Consider the following 15,685-nt stretch of genomic DNA (forward strand, 5'->3'; position numbering starts at 1 on the left):
TGTAACCACTTGAAATGGTTATGATCTTATTCGTCGTCAGACATTTCAAACGCTGCGACGCGCGCCTTGTCGGCGGCACCTTTGGCGTCGACGTCACGGTCCACGAATTCAATGATCGCCATCGGTGCCATGTCACCATAACGGAAACCGGCCTTGAGAACGCGGACGTAACCGCCCTGACGTTCCGCATAGCGCGGTCCGAGAATGTCGAACAGTTTGGCCACATAGGCATCCTGCTTGAGCTGGCTCGCGGCCTGACGGCGCGCATGCAAATCCCCACGTTTTCCGAGGGTTATCAGCTTTTCGATGATCGGACGCAGTTCTTTTGCCTTGGGCAATGTGGTCTTGATCTGCTCATGTTCGATGAGCGAGCCGGCCATGTTCGCCCACAGCGCCTTGCGGTGCTCGTGGGTGCGGTTGAGGCGGCGGTATCCTCTTGCGTGACGCATTTTCTATCTCCTAAGCGTTTTTGCTTTGTCCGGCGGTCTGATGCGTGTCAGCCGCTCTCCTTGGGGCGGGATTGCCCGGGTCGTGATGCGTACATGGCGTACCATGTGTACGCGGGTTTTGTACACTGGGTTGAACGGTGCGCAGAGGCTGCGCACCGCCCAAAATCTTAGAACGCGTCTTCGAACTTTTTGGCGAGGTCTTCGATGTTGTCTGGCGGCCAATCCTCGACATCCATGCCAAGGTGCAGACCCATGCCCGAAAGAACCTCTTTGATCTCGTTGAGCGACTTGCGGCCAAAGTTCGGGGTGCGGAGCATCTCGGCTTCGGTCTTTTGGATGAGATCGCCGATATAGACGATGTTGTCGTTCTTGAGGCAGTTCGCGGAGCGGACCGACAATTCCAACTCGTCCACTTTCTTGAGCAGGAGCGGGTTGAATTCGAGACCGTCGTCGTCGTCCTGACGGCTGGCCGATTCGGGTTCGTCGAAGTTCACGAAGATCGACAGTTGATCCTGAAGGATGCGCGCGGCATAGGCCACGGCGTCATCCGGGGTGATCGAGCCGTCGGTTTCGATCTTCATGGTCAGTTTGTCGTAATCCAGAACCTGACCTTCGCGAGTCGGCTGGACCTCGTAGCTGACCTTGGAGATCGGCGAGTAGATGGCGTCAATCGGAATGAGACCGATGGGTGCGTCCTCGGGCTTGTTCTTGTCAGCCGAGACATAGCCCTTGCCCTGATTCACGGTCAGTTCCATGAACAGGTCAGCACCTTCGTCGAGGTGACAGATCACATGATCCTTGTTGAGGATCTCGATGCCTGCGCTGTCGGAGATGTCACCGGCGGTGACGACGCCCGGACCCTTGGCATTGACCGAAAGACGCTTGGGCCCTTCGACTTCCATGCGGATGGCCACGCCCTTGAGGTTGAGAACGATGTCGGTCACGTCTTCGCGGACACCGGCCACCGAGGAGAACTCGTGCAACACGTTGTCGATCTGCACGGCGGTGATGGCCGCCCCTTGCAGCGAGGACAGAAGAACGCGGCGCAGCGCGTTGCCCAGCGTGAGACCAAAGCCGCGCTCGAGCGGCTCGGCGATCAGAACCGCCTGACGCAGCGGGTCATTGCCCGGTTTCACGTCAAGCTGTGTCGGCTTGATCAGTTCAGCCCAATTCTTGTGGATCATGCGTCCCTCCATTCTTGCTCTGTTCCCATGTCCAAAGGTCCAGAACGCCCGAGGATGTAAAATGACGAAAAGGGGACCGCGCCATAGCGCGGCCCCACCTGGATAGATGTTGTATCAGACCCGGCGGCGTTTCGGCGGGCGGCAGCCATTGTGAGCCATCGGGGTCACATCACGGATCGAGGTGATGTTGAAGCCAACGGCGGCCAGAGCGCGCAGCGCCGACTCACGACCCGAACCCGGACCCTGAACTTCGACGTCGAGCGACCGCATGCCATGTTCCTGCGCCTTTTTGCCTGCATCTTCGGCAGCCATCTGAGCGGCGTAGGGCGTGGATTTACGCGAGCCTTTGAAACCCATGGTCCCGGCAGAGGACCATGCGATTGCATTGCCCTGCACATCCGAGATCAGGATCTTGGTGTTGTTGAAAGACGAGTTCACATGAGCAACGCCGGTGGCGATGTTCTTGGAGACCTTTTTCTTGGTGCGTTTGGTATCGCGTGCCATATTGAATGCCCTCCCTTATTTCTTCTTGCCGGCAATGGCTTTTGCCGGGCCCTTGCGGGTGCGAGCATTGGTGTGGGTCCGCTGACCACGCACCGGCAGATTGCGGCGGTGACGCAGGCCACGGTAGCAGCCCAGATCCATCAAGCGCTTGATGTTCATCTGGGATTCACGGCGCAGGTCACCTTCGACGGTGAAATTCGCGTCGATGTGTTCGCGCAGGGCCAGGGCCTCGGCATCCGACAGCTCGTTCACGCGACGCGAGGTGTCGATGTTGAGGGCTTCGCAGATGGATTTAGCCGAGGAATGGCCGATTCCGGTGATATAGGTGAGGGCGATTGGAACCCGTTTGTTGGTCGGGATATTGACGCCGGCGATACGTGCCAAGTGCAGTTTCCTTTTTCGTTGCGGTTCCGTAGCACCAGAACCTTTTTTCACAACGTAAGCCCGAGGCGATCACGCACCGGGCCGCGGCTGATATCAGATGAGCGATTCGCAATTCGGGGGCGACCCGGAAATAGAATCAATCTCGCGTTCGAGATAGGGCTGGTTAGGGGGAAATGAACGGAGCGTCAAGGCCCCGCCCTCCGGCATTGCCCTATTTGTCAAGTGCTTTGGCAATCTCGGCCTGAACCACATTGATTTCCGCCAGACCGTCGACCGAGGTCAGTTGGCCATGAGCGTAGTAATAGCCGAGAAGCGGGGAGGTTTTCTTGTAATATTCCATCAGGCGGTTGCGCAGCGCGTCTTCGTTGTCGTCGGCGCGGCGCCTGACATCTGTCGAGCCGCATTTGGCACATTTGCCATCGGCGGGCCAGGGTTTGGTCATGTCGTTATAGACCTCGCCGCAGTTGCCGCAGGTCGAACGGGCTGTGATGCGCTGAACGAGCGCCTCGTCATCGACACGCAGTTCGATCACGGCCTCCAAGGTCTCGCCCATCTCTTCGAGCAGGTCGGCGAGGGCATCGGCCTGTGCCAGCGTGCGGGGGAAGCCATCAAAAATGAAGCCGCCCTTTTGCTCGGCCTGCAATTGTTCGCGGATGAGGCCGATCACGATCTCATCAGTCACAAGATCGCCGCGCGCCATGACATCGGCGACGATCCGCCCCATGTCCGAGCCGCTGTCCTTGGCGGCGCGCAGCATGTCGCCGGTGGAGAGCTGGATCATGTCGCGGCTCTCGACCAAATGATGCGCCTGTGTGCCCTTGCCCGCGCCCGGCGGTCCGAGAAGGATGATATTCATCTGCGCGCCGGTGCTTTTCTGCGGGAGCGTTTCTTGCCCTTGCCGCTGAGCTGGGATTTCTCGATCAGCCCTTCGTATTGATGGGCGAGGAGGTGCGATTGCACCTGCTGGATCGTGTCCATGGTGACAGAGACCACGATCAGCACGGATGTGCCGCCAAAGTAGAAGGGGATCGCGAATTGATTGCGCAGCACCTCGGGCAGAAGGCAGACCGCCGCGAGATAGGCAGAGCCCAGAACCAGCACGCGGGCCACAACATAGTCGAGATATTCCGCTGTCCGCTTGCCCGGACGGATGCCGGGAATAAAGCCGTTCTGGTTCTTGAGGTTGTCGGCCACTTCATCGGTCTTGAACGCGACGTTGAAGGTGTAGAAATAGGCGAAGAACACGATCATGATCGTGAAGAACAGCAGATAGAGCGGCTGGCCGGGGCCGAAATAGGCCATCACGGTCGAGAGGACCGGATTGGTCGTGCTGCCCGAGAAGGTGGTGATCGTCGCAGGCAGCAGGAGCAGCGAGGAGGCAAAGATTGCCGGGATCACGCCTGCCGGGTTGACCTTGACCGGCAGGTGCGAGGAGCCGCCATCATAGATCTTCATGCCCACCTGACGGCGGGGATATTGAATGTGGATCTTGCGCAGGGACCGCTCCATGAAGACCACGAAGGCGATCACGGCGACGACCATCACCATCACGCCGACGATCACGGCAGGGCTGACAGCGCCGGAGCGGCCAGAGGCGAAGAACTGCGCCAGAGCGGCGGGAACCTCGGCGATGATGCCGACAAAGATGATCAGCGAGATGCCGTTGCCGACGCCGCGCGCGGTGATCTGTTCGCCCAGCCACATCAGGAACATGGTGCCGCCGACCAGCGTGATCATGCAGGAGACGATAAAGAACATGCCCGGATTCGTGACCATTTCGCCGGATTGCAGGCTGACGGCCAGACCGTAGGATTGCAGCGTGGCGAGGACGACCGTGCCGTAGCGGGTGTATTGGTTGATCTTCTTGCGACCCTGCTCGCCCTCTTTCTTGAGTTGCTCAAGAGCGGGCACCATGGCGGTCATCAACTGAACGATGATCGACGCCGAGATATAGGGCATGATCCCCAGAGCAAAGATGCCCATGCGCCCGAGTGCGCCGCCGGTGAACATCGACAGCATGCCGCCAATGGACGCCTGCGCGCCTTCCATGAATTCACGCAGCGCGATCCCATCAATCCCCGGCACGGGGATGAAGGTGCCCAGCCGGTAGACAATCAGCAGGCCGAGGGTGAACAGGATGCGTTTGCGCAGTTCGGTGGCCTTGCCAAGCGCGGACCAGCTAGTGTTGGCCGCCATTTGCTCTGCTGCAGATACCATTCGCGGGTCTCTTTCATGTGACAACGCCGCCTTGGGCTGTTTTCCAGCTCAGGCGGCGTCAAAGGAAAACTTGGGCCATATGTAAGCGGCACGGGTGCCGCTCACAACCTCTTATTCAGCCGCCTGCGCGGTTGTGACCGAGAGGGAGCCGCCGGCCTTTTCGACCGCTTCGATCGCGGAGCGCGAGGCGCCTGTAACCTGAATGGTCAGCTTGAGGGTCACGTCACCCTTGTTCAGGACGCGGATGCCATCGAGTTTGCGGCGCACCAGACCGGAGGCGACGAGCGCATCCTCGGTGATCGGGGCGGTTGCGTCGATCTTACCGGCTTCGACGAATTTCTGGATCAGACCCAGATTGATGACGGCAAAGGATTTGCGGTTCGGCTTGGTAAAGCCGCGCTTGGGCAGACGCTGATAGAGCGGCATCTGGCCACCCTCGTAGCCACCGATCGAAACACCCGAACGGGATTTCTGACCTTTGATACCCCGGCCACCGGTTTTGCCCATGCCGGAACCCGGACCACGACCAATGCGCTTGCGCTTTTTGGTGGCACCGGGATTGTCGTGCAGTTCATGCAGTTTCATTGTCGCTATCTCCTTGCCGGATGCGGCCCCCAGCGACGGGAGCGGCCGAACGCGGCGTGTGTGGGTTGAGTCGGACCCCAAGACGGGGCCACCGGGGGCGTATAGACGCAGGGCGCGTCGGGATCAAGGGCTGAGAATGCGTTGGGTGTCGTGGTTTGCGCGCGCAGACCTCAGGGGATCTTGGCGACACTGGCCGGTGACCGGTGACGAAGGGATCTGCCACAACTTTTCAAACACTGCGCCAGTCGGTAAGTCTAGGGACAGTTCACAACCAGATTTGACGTCTGATGGTAAAAGGTTCCTAAATGATGCGGTTTTTCAGCAAGTCCCCTCGGCCCGGTCCGGTTTCGGAACAGAAGCAAGAGGTGCGGTTTACCGCAGCGGATGCGGCCTTGGCGCTGGAGCAGAGAGGACCGCGCCTCTTGGAGTTTGTGGCGAATTGCGTCGAGCCTCAGGCTCTGGGGGTGGAGATTGGCCCCTTTGACCGCCCACTTTTGACCCGCCCGGACTGGAATGTGCGCTATGCGGACGTCAATACGACGGACGACCTCAAATATCTCGCGGGTCGCAGCCCGCTGCGGCATGTCGAGAAGGTTGTCGAGGTGGATTATGTGCTGAAGTCCGTGTCCCTGCCGCGCGCGATTTCCGGGCATGGGGTCAAATTCGTCTTTGGATCGCATGTTTACGAGCATATTCCGAACCTTTTGGGATTTCTGCGCGACATCGCGACGGAACTGGGCAGCGGGGGCACAGTCATCGGTGCCTTTCCGGATCGGCGCTACACCTATGATATCGACCGCCCAAGAACGACATTGGGCCAGTTTCTGGACCGCCATGCGCGGGATATTTCCCAGCCGGACCCGCAGACCGTGTTCGATCATTTCTATCACAACAGGGAGGTCAAAGCGGGTCAGATCTGGACCAAGGGTGCGGATCACGGTGCGCCTCGGAGATTTTCCCTCGGCCATGCGCAAGAGATGATGCAGCAGGCCCAGACGCGCTATGTCGATGTGCATTGCAACGTGCTCACGGATCAGGAGTTTGTCGACCTGACGGAGGTCTTTCCAGAGCTTGGGATCAACCTGGGTCTGCATGCCTTGGTCAAGACCTATCGCCCGCTGCACGAATTCCACTTTTGCCTGAAGGTGTTGTGACGACGCGCCGCAAGGGGGCATGACCCCTCAACGCATGCGTCCTCTCTGGACATGTGGCGGGATCGCGATAGGCTGGAAGTACTGCCCTGACCGGAGGCCCGCGATGCGCGCTCTGGCGCTCTGCCTTGCCCTGACGATCCTGCCGGGACCTGCGTCCATGGCGGCGACGGGATGCGCCACCGATGCGATGCTGGTGTTCGACGGGTCGGGGTCCATGGCGGAGGTGGGACATGATCCGACCGCCCCGACCCGGATTATCGAGGCGCGCGTCGCCCTGCGGCGGGTGATGCCCGAGATTGCGCCCTATCGGCGGATTGGCCTGTTGAGCTATGGCGCGGGGGGCAGTCATCCCTGTTCCGGGATCACACGCCACTTTGGCCCGATGCCGGATGCCGGGGCTGCGGTGGTGGCGGGGATCGAGGCGTTGACGCCCGGTGGCCTGACCCCGATTGCCGCCTCAGTCGCGGCGGCGGCGGAGGTCTTGGGCTATCGCACGCACCCGGGCATCGTGGTCTTGGTCACGGATGGCAATGAGACCTGCGGCGGCACGCCCTGTGCGCTCGGGACGGCGCTCGCGGCGGAGGCGCGCGACCTCACGGTGCATGTGATCGGATTTCGCGTGGTGCATGACCCGTTTTCGTGGAACAGCCCCGAGGCGAAGGGCTATGACGGGCAGACGGTTGCGAAATGTCTGGCGGATGCGACGGGGGGATTGTTCGTCTCGACCGAAACGGTGGACGAGTTGGTGGCAGCCCTGCGCGAGACGCTGGGCTGTCCGCTGATCGGCGGGCTGTGGGTGGAAGCCCCGCCGCGTGGGCGGGGCTGAGCGTTCAGGCCGTGAGGCCCTCGGGCTCTGTCAGACCATTTGCGCGGCAGCAGGCGGTGAGGGTATTGGCCAAGAGGCAGGCGATGGTCATCGGACCGACGCCACCCGGCACCGGGGTGATCGCCCCGGCAACAGCGGCAACCGAGGCGTAATCGACGTCGCCGACGAGGACGGTCTTGCCGTCCCGCTCGATCCGGTTGATGCCCACGTCGATCACGGTGGCCCCCGGCTTGATCCAGTCACCCGGCACCATTTCGGGGCGACCGACGGCGGCCACAACGATATCGGCGCGGCGGCAGACATCGGCGATGTCCTTGGTCCGGCTATGGGCAATCGTGACGGTGCAGCTATCGCCCAAGAGAAGCTGTGCCATGGGTTTCCCGACAATGTTCGAGCGGCCAAGCACCACGGCATCCATGCCCGCAAGCGAGCCGTGATGGTCGCGCAGCATCATCAGGCAGCCCAAGGGCGTGCACGGCACCATGGATTTCTGGCCGGTGCCCAAGAGGCCCACGTTGGAAATGTGAAAGCCGTCGACATCCTTGGCCGGATCAATCGAATTGATCACCAGATCGGAGTCGAGATGTTTCGGAAGCGGCAATTGCACGAGGATGCCATGCACGGTGGCGTCCTTGTTGAGTTGGTCGATCAGCGCCAGGAGATCGGCCTCGGACGTGTCTACGTCAAGTTTGTGTTCATAGGAGTTCATGCCCACCTCGACGGTCTGCTTGCCCTTGGAGCGGACATAGACCTGGCTGGCCGGATCTTCGCCCACAAGCACCACCGCGAGACCCGGCGTGATGCCGTTTGCCTCTTTCAGGCGCGTCACATGCGACGCCACCTTGGCGCGCACCTCTGCGGCAAAGGCCTTGCCGTCGATCACTTTAGCCGTCATTCGCAGCCCTTTCCTCATTCTTGAAATATTCACGCCCAACGCGTAGCGCCGCCCGAGGCACTATACCCCGGGCGGCGCTGTTCGGTTTGGCTTAAAAGAGACCTTCGATCTGACCACCCGCATTGAGACGGATCGTCTCGGCGGCAGGTTTGCTGGGCAGGCCCGGCATGGTCATGATCTCGCCGCAGACCACCACGACAAAGCCAGCACCGGCCGAGAGCCGCACTTCGCGGACCGGCACGGAGTGGCCGGTGGGCGCGCCGCGGCGGTTCGGGTCGGTGGTAAAGCTGTACTGCGTCTTGGCCATGCAGACCGGCAGGTTGCCATAGCCCTGCGATTCCCATTCCTTGAGCTGATTGCGGATTTTCTGATCCGCGAGCACCTCGTCGGCACGGTAGATGCGCTTGGCGATGGTCTCGATCTTGTGGAAGAGCGACATATCATCGGGGTAGAGCGGTGCAAAGTTGGCTTTGCCGGACTCGGCCAGTTCGACCACCTTGCGTGCCAGCGGCTCCGAGCCTTCGGAACCGAGTTCCCAGTGACGTGACAGCACCGCCTCGGCGCCGTGGCCCGCGACATACTCTTTCACGGCTGCAACCTCGGCGTCGGTGTCGGTGACGAAATGGTTGATCGCAACCACAACCGGCACACCAAAGGATTTGACGTTCTCAATGTGACGCCCAAGGTTGGGGCAACCGGACTTGACCGCGTCGACATTCTCTGCACCCAGATCGGCCTTGGCCACGCCGCCGTTCATCTTCATCGCGCGGACCGTGGCCACGATCACCACGCAATCGGGGGCAAGACCCGCCTTGCGGCATTTGATGTTCATGAACTTTTCAGCGCCAAGGTCGGCACCAAAGCCCGCTTCGGTCACAACGTAATCGCTGATCTTGAGGGCGGTGGTGGTGGCGATGACCGAGTTGCAGCCATGCGCGATATTGGCGAAGGGGCCGCCATGCACGAAGGCGGGGTTGTTTTCCAACGTCTGCACCAGGTTCGGCTGCATCGCGTCCTTGAGGAGCACGGTCATCGCGCCCTCGGCCTTGATGTCACGGCAGAAGACGGGTGTCTTGTCGCGGCGGTAGGCCACGATCATCGAGCCGAGACGGTCTTCGAGATCCTTGAGGTTCTTGGCGAGGCAGAGGATCGCCATGACTTCGGAGGCCACGGTGATGTCAAACCCGTCTTCACGGGCAAAGCCGTTGGACACACCGCCGAGCGAGGATGTGATCTGGCGCAGGGAGCGGTCATTCATGTCCACCACGCGACGCCAGACGACGCGGCGGGTGTCGATGTCAAGGTCGTTGCCCCAATAGATGTGGTTGTCGATCATCGCGCTGAGCAGCGAATGCGCCGAGGTGATGGCATGGAAATCGCCGGTGAAATGGAGGTTCATGTCCTCCATCGGCACGACCTGCGCATAGCCACCGCCCGCGGCCCCGCCCTTCATGCCGAAGTTCGGCCCGAGCGAGGCCTCGCGGATGCAGACAGTCGCCTTTTTGCCGATCCGGTTCAGGCCATCGCCGAGACCGACGGTGGTCGTGGTCTTGCCTTCGCCAGCCGGCGTCGGGTTGATGGCGGTCACGAGGATGAGTCGACCGTTCTTGTTGCCCTGCACCGAATCGATGAACTTCTGGCTCACCTTGGCCTTGTCATGTCCATAGGGCAGCAGATCTTCGTTGGAGATGCCGCGCTTTTCGCCAATCTCTTGGATCGGACGCTTCTTTGCCTCGCGTGCAATCTCGATATCGCTCTTGTAACCCATAGTCGTTTCCTTCCCTTGTCTGTTGAGCCTGGTCTGACCACGGTCATAGCCAATCCCCGGCATCCCACAGCATGCGAATCCGACACATGGACCCGTGGTTGCGGCGGGCTGTCGCAGTCTGTGTCGGATCGGAAACGATTTTGGGGACTTTCAGAGCAGGCTGCCACGGGCACGCGACAGCTCGGACCAGATCGGTTGATCGGGAATATGCAGGCGCAGGGTATCGCCGCGGCTGAGCCGTCCCTCGCGCTCGACCCAAGCGGTGACGCCGCGCCGCCCCGAGGCCGCGCGCTTGAACCGCGCCCCAAAGCCCGGCGCGTATCCCTCGATCACCTTGGCGGGCAATTGGCAGGGGCGGTTTTCCATATCCACCACCAACGTCACCCCATCCGGCCCTTGCAGGCGCGACGAAGGCGGCAGGTGGCTGAGATCGGGAATACCCTCGATCACCAACGACGCCCCGAGCCATGCCGGGTCGAGCCGCGCTATGCCCATGGTCGCGGCGATGGCTGTGAGCTCTTCGACCGAGAGCACCGAGAATTGCCGCACATTGCGGATCTCGGTGTTACGGGGATGTTGTGACAGCACGCGGCTACAGGAGGGACGCGTCAAGCCTGCGTGGTCCTCGCCTGCGATCCCGGCGAAGGTCACGTCCACGGCGTCGAGCGGTTCCGCTTCGAGCGTGGTGTCGCGCTGGGCAACCCGGCCCAACCATGTGAGTCGAGCCTCATACTCGGTTGGGATCAATGCAGGCATTGGTGCGCGCCCCGTTTTTTCTTGGTGACAAATACTCGCCCCGCAGGGTCGCTCGCCGTGCGGCTCAAACGGTGAGGGTAAAGAACAGGCGGCGGAAGGGGAAGAGCACGGTGCCATCGGCGCGGACCGGATAGGCGGTGTGCATCACCTCTTCGTAGCGGCGGATGAGATCGGCCTTTTCATCCGGCTCGAGCGCGGCCAGCACTGGGCGGGCATAGGTGCTCTCGGTGTAGCGGCGCACCGGATGGCTGCCGGGTTCTGCGGTGAGGCGTTGGTAATAGTCGGTTTCCCAGAGGCGGAATTGACCGAGGGGGGCCAACAGTTCCTCGTATCTGATTGGGGTCATCACGCCGGGAGTGCCCATTTTCTCGACTCGGCCGTCAAACAGTTCTTTGGCGAGCGAGAGCCAGACGCGGTGGGACGGCGCCTTGTTCTGATGCGGCATCTGCACGGCGAGCGTGCCCCCCTTGCCCAGCATGCGCACCAGCCGGGGCATCAGCGCCTCGTGATTGCCAACCCAATGCAGGGCCGCATTGGAATAGATCAGACCCGGCGCGCGGCGCGGATGCCAATCGGCGATGTCGCCCTGTTGCAGCGCGTCATAGCCCCCGGCCGCGCGGGCCTTTTCGAGCATCGCCGGGCTGGCATCGACGCCGACCACCGTTCGATTGCCCGCACGGGCGCGCAGCGCCTCGGCCATCACGCCATTGCCACAGCCGAGATCGACCACATCCCCCGCGCCCATTTGCCCGACCGCGTTCAAGAGATCGAGGGCGGGGCGCAGACGTTGATCCCGGAACCTTGCATAGGCTCCGGGATTCCAGTCTTGTTTCGCGGGAGTCGTGCTCACGTCGAGGGCTCTGGCTCCAGCCCGCCGTCACCGGTGCCAGGCGTGGATTTGGGCTTGGTCTTGGGGATGGCGGTGACAGAGGGTTTCATGGCCTCTGCCGTGCCATCATCGTCATCATCCGCCGCGGGCGGCTCGCCGCGCATGACGCGCTTGATTTCCTCGCCGGTCAGGGTTTCGTATTCCAAAAGGCCCTGTGCCAGACGTTCCCAATCCTCTTGACGGTCGGTCAGGATCTTCTTGGCGCGGATATAGGCCTCGTCGATCAGGCGTTTGACCTCTTCCTCGATCAGCTCTTTGGTATGAGCGGAAATCGAGAAGCCACCCGCGCCGTTGCCCATGTAGCCTTCGTGCGCCTGTTCATAGTCGATATTGCCGACCTTGTCGGACATGCCCCAGCGCATCACCATGGCGCGCGCCAGACCGCTGGCCTGCTGAATGTCGCCTGCGGGACCGTTGGAGACGTTATCCTCGCCGTATTTGAGGATTTCGGCAGCCTTGCCCGCCATGGTCATGGCGAGTTTCTCTTCGCATTCCGAGCGGTGCCAGTTGAGGCGGTCGATCTCGGGCAGGCTAACCACCATGCCGAGGGCGCCACCGCGCGGGATGATCGTGGCCTTATACACAGGATCGCATTTCGGCAGGGCGAGGCCCACGACGGCATGCCCGGCCTCGTGATAGGCGGTTTTTTCCTTTTGGTCGTCGGTCAGGACCATCGAGCGGCGCTCGGCCCCCATCATCACCTTGTCCTTGGCGTTCTCGAAATCGACCATGGTGACAAAGCGGCGGCCCACACGCGCGGCGGTCAGCGCCGCCTCGTTGACGAGGTTGGCAAGGTCCGCCCCCGAGAAGCCCGGCGTGCCGCGTGCAATCAGGCGCAGGTCCACATCGGGGCCAAGCGGCGTCTTGCGGGCATGCACGTTGAGGATTTTCTCGCGGCCCTTGATGTCGGGGTTGGGCACGGTGACCTGACGGTCAAAGCGACCGGGACGCAAGAGCGCGGGATCAAGCACGTCCTTGCGGTTGGTGGCCGCGATGATGATCACGCCTTCGTTTGCCTCGAACCCGTCCATCTCGACAAGGAGTTGGTTCAGCGTCTGTTCCCGCTCATCGTTGCCGCCGCCATAGCCCGCACCGCGGTGGCGACCGACGGCGTCAATCTCGTCGATAAAGACGATACAGGGCGCGTTCTTCTTGGCCTGCTCGAACATGTCGCGCACACGGGATGCACCGACGCCGACGAACATTTCCACAAAGTCAGAGCCGGAGATGGTGAAGAAGGGCACGCCCGCCTCGCCTGCAATCGCGCGGGCAAGCAGGGTTTTACCGGTGCCCGGCGGGCCGACCAGCAGCGCGCCCTTGGGGATCTTGCCACCAAGCCGCGAGAATTTCTGCGGGTTGCGCAGGAATTCAACGATTTCCTCAAGCTCTTCCTTGGCCTCGTCGATGCCAGCCACATCGTCAAAGGTCACGCGGCCATGCTTTTCGGTCAGCATCTTGGCCTTGGATTTGCCAAAGCCCATCGCGCCGCCCTTGCCGCCGCCCTGCATGCGGTTCATGAAATAGATCCAGACGCCGATCAACAGGAGGAACGGCAGGAGCGAGACCAGAAAGGTCTGAAAACCGGATTGCTGCTGGCTCTCGGCCTTGACCGGGATACCTGCGTCGATCAGGCGTTGGGTGATTTCTGCATCCTCGGGCTTGATCGTGGCGTAGTCCTGACCATCCGCGCCGCGATAGCGGACGGTTTCGCCATCCAGTGTCACCTGGCTCACGGCACCGCTGTCAACTGCCTCGACAAAATCGGAATATGGCACCGCGCGGCTCTGGAGTGTGTTGCCCGAGCCACTGAACAGGTTGAACAGCGCGAGGATCAACAGGAACAGCACCAGCCAGAAGGCGATATTTCTTGCGTTACCCAAGGGTTCTCTCCCAAAATTCGTATTCCCGTGCGTCTAGCACAGGGTGCGTGGATCATAAATAGAGATCACGGGCCTATCTTCAATGAGATAATAGCGCCATCAGCAGATTGTCCTGATCGCGGCGCAGGGTCAGGGCCCAGCCGTTCGGCCAGCCCATGAGGGGTGCGGCAATCAGGGAATCGCCCTGCCAGAGACCGGGTGTCGCCAAGGCAGACGCATGCGGCAGGCCGCTGAGACGCCAATCGGGGCAGGCGCTCAGGCCCGCAGGACCGAGGGCCGCAATCTCGATATCGGCAGGATCTGACGGGCCGATTGCCTGCCAGCGAGTGTCCCACAGGGCGGTTGCGGGCGTACGCAGATCCTTGACCGCGTCATATTCGCGCGTGAGGCGCAGGTGACCGGATTTGGCAGGCAAAAGCAGGCCGCCCTGCAGGGTCATGGTCTGGCCTGCGCGCGCCGCTGCGAGCAGGGCGGACAGGGCCGCGCCACGCGGCGGATACTCCGCCCCGGTCAGCCACTGGAGCGCGCCATGCAGCAGGCGGCGGGCGATCTCATCGGGCAGATTGGCAAAGCCCGCGTGATCAATGAGCAGGTCGCCTGCCTCAACACGGGTGAGCGTGCGGGCGGCGGCGTGGGTGGTGTGAGAGAGCGCGGTGCGCGCGTCCGACAGATTGCACGCCACTTCGGCAAGGGTTGCGGCATCCAGGCCCAGAGGGGCCAGAGCCGCGAGGATTTCGCGCGCGCGCGGGCGAAGATAAGACGTGTCCACATTTGTAGGATCGTCAATCCACGTCTGCCTGAGCCCGCGAAGATGGTCGCGCAGGGCTTCGCGGGCAAGACCCAGGAGCGGGCGATGAAAGGTCACGCCCTCTTGGGTCCAGCGCGGGCGCATGGCGGCGAGACCGTCCACCCCCGCGCCGCGCGCCAGCCGCATCAGGAAGGTTTCGGCAAGATCGTCCTGAGTATGGCCGATGGCGATGTCGGTCAGGCCTTGCGCCGCGGCCCAGTCCGACATGAGCGTGTAGCGGGCGCGGCGGGCGCGGTCGGGCAGATTGCCGGACCCGCCGCAGCCCTGCCAATGCAGAGTGTGGTGCGGCACATTGAGGCGGGCGCAGATATGCGCCACCTCTGCGGCCTCGGCCCCCGCCTCGGGGCGCAGGCCGTGATCGACGGTGACAGCGGCAAGGGCCGGGCCGCCTGCGCGCTGCCAGTCATGGAGGAGATGGAGGAGCGCCAGCGAATCGCTTCCGCCGGAGACCGCCACCCCGAGCCGGGGCGGCGGATGCCCTGCAAAACAGGCCGCGACACGGTCGCGGAGCCGCGCATCGGGCGGTGTCACGAACAGCCCAGGCGGCTCATCTCGGTTTGCGCGGAGGCAACGGCCGCCGCCGTGGGATAGCGCGCCGCCACTTGGGCGAGGGTCACGCAGGCCTCTTGGGTCTGGCCCAGACGGCCAAGCGCGCGGCCCAGACGAAAGAGGGATTCCGGGGCCTCTGCGCCGTCGGGGGCGGCGCTGAAGCTGTCGAGATAGGCGCGCGCGGCCTCGCTTTGTTGGCCCGATGCCTCGAGCGCCTCGCCGCGCAGGAGACCGGCCCGGCCCGACAGCGGGCTGCCCGGATAGGTGGAGAGGAAGGTGGCAAACCCTGCCGCCGCCTCATCGTGGTTGCCGGCCTGCAAGGCGGCCTCGGCCCGCTCGAAATCGTCCTTTTCGCCGATTGCAAGTTGGGGGGCATTGTCAGTGGGCGTGGGGGTCGACGGTGATGGCAGAGCGGCGGTGCCGCCGCCCGCTGTCACCGGATCAACCCCGCCCAGAGTGCTGCCCGGCTCCAGCGTGGCGATGTCGCAGGCCGGTTCCAGTTCGCAGAGGCGGAATTCCAGATCGCCCACGCGATTGGTGCCGTCAGACACCACGCGGTCGATGCGGAATTCCAGCTCTTCGGTCTTGGACGTGAGGCGCTGCACCTCGCTTTCGATGGCATTCACGCGGTCCACGAGCGAGCCGCCGCCGCCGAGTTGCCCCGCGCCGCCAGTGGTGCTGAGTTCGCGCTTGAGATGCTGCAAGGTCACGTAAAGGACCGACAGTTCCTGTCGGATATCGGCCAAGGTCTGATCCGATTGCGCGACAGCCCCATAGGGCGCGACAAAGAGGCCAGCGGCCAGAAGAAACGCGAAACGGCGCATGGTTCTGCCCTCT

General features: G+C 62.5%; 16 protein-coding genes. 2 read left to right on the forward strand and 14 right to left on the reverse strand.

The window, feature by feature from the left end:
* Window positions 1–26 precede the first annotated feature (26 nt).
* From rplQ to rplO, 7 genes are all read right to left on the reverse strand, one after another.
* The gene (rplQ, locus tag ROS217_RS04360) at window positions 27–449 is read right to left on the reverse strand and encodes a 50S ribosomal protein L17 (RefSeq protein WP_009816461.1); all 423 of its coding nucleotides are present in this window, start codon (window positions 447–449) and stop codon (window positions 27–29) included.
* Between the two features lie 167 nt (window positions 450–616).
* Window positions 617–1,633: a DNA-directed RNA polymerase subunit alpha gene (locus ROS217_RS04365; RefSeq protein ID WP_009816462.1), complete on the reverse strand. Its 1,017-nt coding sequence runs from the start codon at window positions 1,631–1,633 to the stop codon at window positions 617–619.
* Window positions 1,634–1,747: 114 nt separating this feature from the next.
* Complete coding sequence (gene rpsK / locus ROS217_RS04370) at window positions 1,748–2,137, reverse strand: 30S ribosomal protein S11 (protein ID WP_009816463.1); 390 nt, start codon at window positions 2,135–2,137, stop codon at window positions 1,748–1,750.
* 15 nt (window positions 2,138–2,152) lie between these two features.
* On the reverse strand, window positions 2,153–2,521 hold the full coding sequence (gene rpsM / locus ROS217_RS04375; protein ID WP_009816464.1) for a 30S ribosomal protein S13: 369 nt from the start codon (window positions 2,519–2,521) through the stop codon (window positions 2,153–2,155).
* Between the two features lie 211 nt (window positions 2,522–2,732).
* Complete coding sequence (locus ROS217_RS04380) at window positions 2,733–3,377, reverse strand: adenylate kinase (protein ID WP_009816465.1); 645 nt, start codon at window positions 3,375–3,377, stop codon at window positions 2,733–2,735.
* Window positions 3,374–4,738, reverse strand: coding sequence for a preprotein translocase subunit SecY (gene secY, locus ROS217_RS04385; RefSeq protein WP_040650356.1), 1,365 nt, complete (start codon window positions 4,736–4,738; stop codon window positions 3,374–3,376). Before secY ends, ROS217_RS04380 begins: the two co-directional genes overlap by 4 nt.
* A 111-nt stretch (window positions 4,739–4,849) precedes the next feature.
* The gene (rplO, locus tag ROS217_RS04390; protein WP_009816467.1) at window positions 4,850–5,323 is read right to left on the reverse strand and encodes a 50S ribosomal protein L15; all 474 of its coding nucleotides are present in this window, start codon (window positions 5,321–5,323) and stop codon (window positions 4,850–4,852) included.
* 305 nt (window positions 5,324–5,628) lie between these two features.
* On the opposite strand from rplO, the gene ROS217_RS04395 reads away from it, so the two are divergent.
* Window positions 5,629–6,477, forward strand: coding sequence for a hypothetical protein (locus tag ROS217_RS04395; RefSeq protein ID WP_009816468.1), 849 nt, complete (start codon window positions 5,629–5,631; stop codon window positions 6,475–6,477).
* Window positions 6,478–6,580: 103 nt separating this feature from the next.
* On the forward strand, window positions 6,581–7,303 hold the full coding sequence (locus tag ROS217_RS04400; RefSeq protein ID WP_009816469.1) for a vWA domain-containing protein: 723 nt from the start codon (window positions 6,581–6,583) through the stop codon (window positions 7,301–7,303).
* A gap of 4 nt (window positions 7,304–7,307) precedes the next feature.
* Here ROS217_RS04400 and folD read toward each other — a convergent pair whose 3' ends face one another.
* From folD to ybgF, 7 genes are all read right to left on the reverse strand, one after another.
* Window positions 7,308–8,198, reverse strand: coding sequence for a bifunctional methylenetetrahydrofolate dehydrogenase/methenyltetrahydrofolate cyclohydrolase FolD (gene folD, locus ROS217_RS04405; RefSeq protein WP_009816470.1), 891 nt, complete (start codon window positions 8,196–8,198; stop codon window positions 7,308–7,310).
* A 91-nt stretch (window positions 8,199–8,289) separates the two neighbouring features.
* A complete protein-coding gene (locus ROS217_RS04410; protein ID WP_009816471.1) occupies window positions 8,290–9,966 on the reverse strand; it encodes a formate--tetrahydrofolate ligase in 1,677 nt (558 codons plus the stop codon).
* A 150-nt stretch (window positions 9,967–10,116) separates the two neighbouring features.
* Complete coding sequence (locus tag ROS217_RS04415; protein ID WP_009816472.1) at window positions 10,117–10,722, reverse strand: MOSC domain-containing protein; 606 nt, start codon at window positions 10,720–10,722, stop codon at window positions 10,117–10,119.
* A 64-nt stretch (window positions 10,723–10,786) separates the two neighbouring features.
* Window positions 10,787–11,506, reverse strand: a complete 720-nt coding sequence (locus ROS217_RS04420) for a methyltransferase domain-containing protein (RefSeq protein ID WP_441295881.1) — start codon at window positions 11,504–11,506, stop codon at window positions 10,787–10,789.
* Window positions 11,507–11,568: 62 nt separating this feature from the next.
* Window positions 11,569–13,491, reverse strand: coding sequence for an ATP-dependent zinc metalloprotease FtsH (gene ftsH, locus ROS217_RS04425; RefSeq protein ID WP_040650357.1), 1,923 nt, complete (start codon window positions 13,489–13,491; stop codon window positions 11,569–11,571).
* Between the two features lie 79 nt (window positions 13,492–13,570).
* Window positions 13,571–14,830, reverse strand: a complete 1,260-nt coding sequence (gene tilS, locus ROS217_RS04430; RefSeq protein ID WP_009816475.1) for a tRNA lysidine(34) synthetase TilS — start codon at window positions 14,828–14,830, stop codon at window positions 13,571–13,573.
* Window positions 14,827–15,672: a tol-pal system protein YbgF gene (gene ybgF, locus ROS217_RS04435; RefSeq protein ID WP_009816476.1), complete on the reverse strand. Its 846-nt coding sequence runs from the start codon at window positions 15,670–15,672 to the stop codon at window positions 14,827–14,829. Before ybgF ends, tilS begins: the two co-directional genes overlap by 4 nt.
* Between the last annotated feature and the right edge of the window lie 13 nt (window positions 15,673–15,685).

It is taken from the genome of Roseovarius sp. 217 (assembly GCF_000152845.1).
Classification (GTDB): domain Bacteria; phylum Pseudomonadota; class Alphaproteobacteria; order Rhodobacterales; family Rhodobacteraceae; genus Roseovarius.

Bases quoted from the DNA above. Each gene is read 5' to 3' on its own strand.
- rplQ (WP_009816461.1), bottom strand. From the start codon at position 449: ATGCGTCACGCAAGAGGATACCGCCGCCTCAACCGCACCCACGAGCAC.
- ROS217_RS04365 (WP_009816462.1), bottom strand. From the start codon at position 1,633: ATGATCCACAAGAATTGGGCTGAACTGATCAAGCCGACACAGCTTGAC.
- rpsK (WP_009816463.1), bottom strand. From the start codon at position 2,137: ATGGCACGCGATACCAAACGCACCAAGAAAAAGGTCTCCAAGAACATC.
- ROS217_RS04380 (WP_009816465.1), bottom strand. From the start codon at position 3,377: ATGAATATCATCCTTCTCGGACCGCCGGGCGCGGGCAAGGGCACACAG.
- secY (WP_040650356.1), bottom strand. From the start codon at position 4,738: ATGGTATCTGCAGCAGAGCAAATGGCGGCCAACACTAGCTGGTCCGCG.
- rplO (WP_009816467.1), bottom strand. From the start codon at position 5,323: ATGAAACTGCATGAACTGCACGACAATCCCGGTGCCACCAAAAAGCGC.
- ROS217_RS04395 (WP_009816468.1), top strand. From the start codon at position 5,629: ATGATGCGGTTTTTCAGCAAGTCCCCTCGGCCCGGTCCGGTTTCGGAA.
- ROS217_RS04400 (WP_009816469.1), top strand. From the start codon at position 6,581: ATGCGCGCTCTGGCGCTCTGCCTTGCCCTGACGATCCTGCCGGGACCT.
- folD (WP_009816470.1), bottom strand. From the start codon at position 8,198: ATGACGGCTAAAGTGATCGACGGCAAGGCCTTTGCCGCAGAGGTGCGC.
- ROS217_RS04410 (WP_009816471.1), bottom strand. From the start codon at position 9,966: ATGGGTTACAAGAGCGATATCGAGATTGCACGCGAGGCAAAGAAGCGT.
- ROS217_RS04415 (WP_009816472.1), bottom strand. From the start codon at position 10,722: ATGCCTGCATTGATCCCAACCGAGTATGAGGCTCGACTCACATGGTTG.
- ybgF (WP_009816476.1), bottom strand. From the start codon at position 15,672: ATGCGCCGTTTCGCGTTTCTTCTGGCCGCTGGCCTCTTTGTCGCGCCC.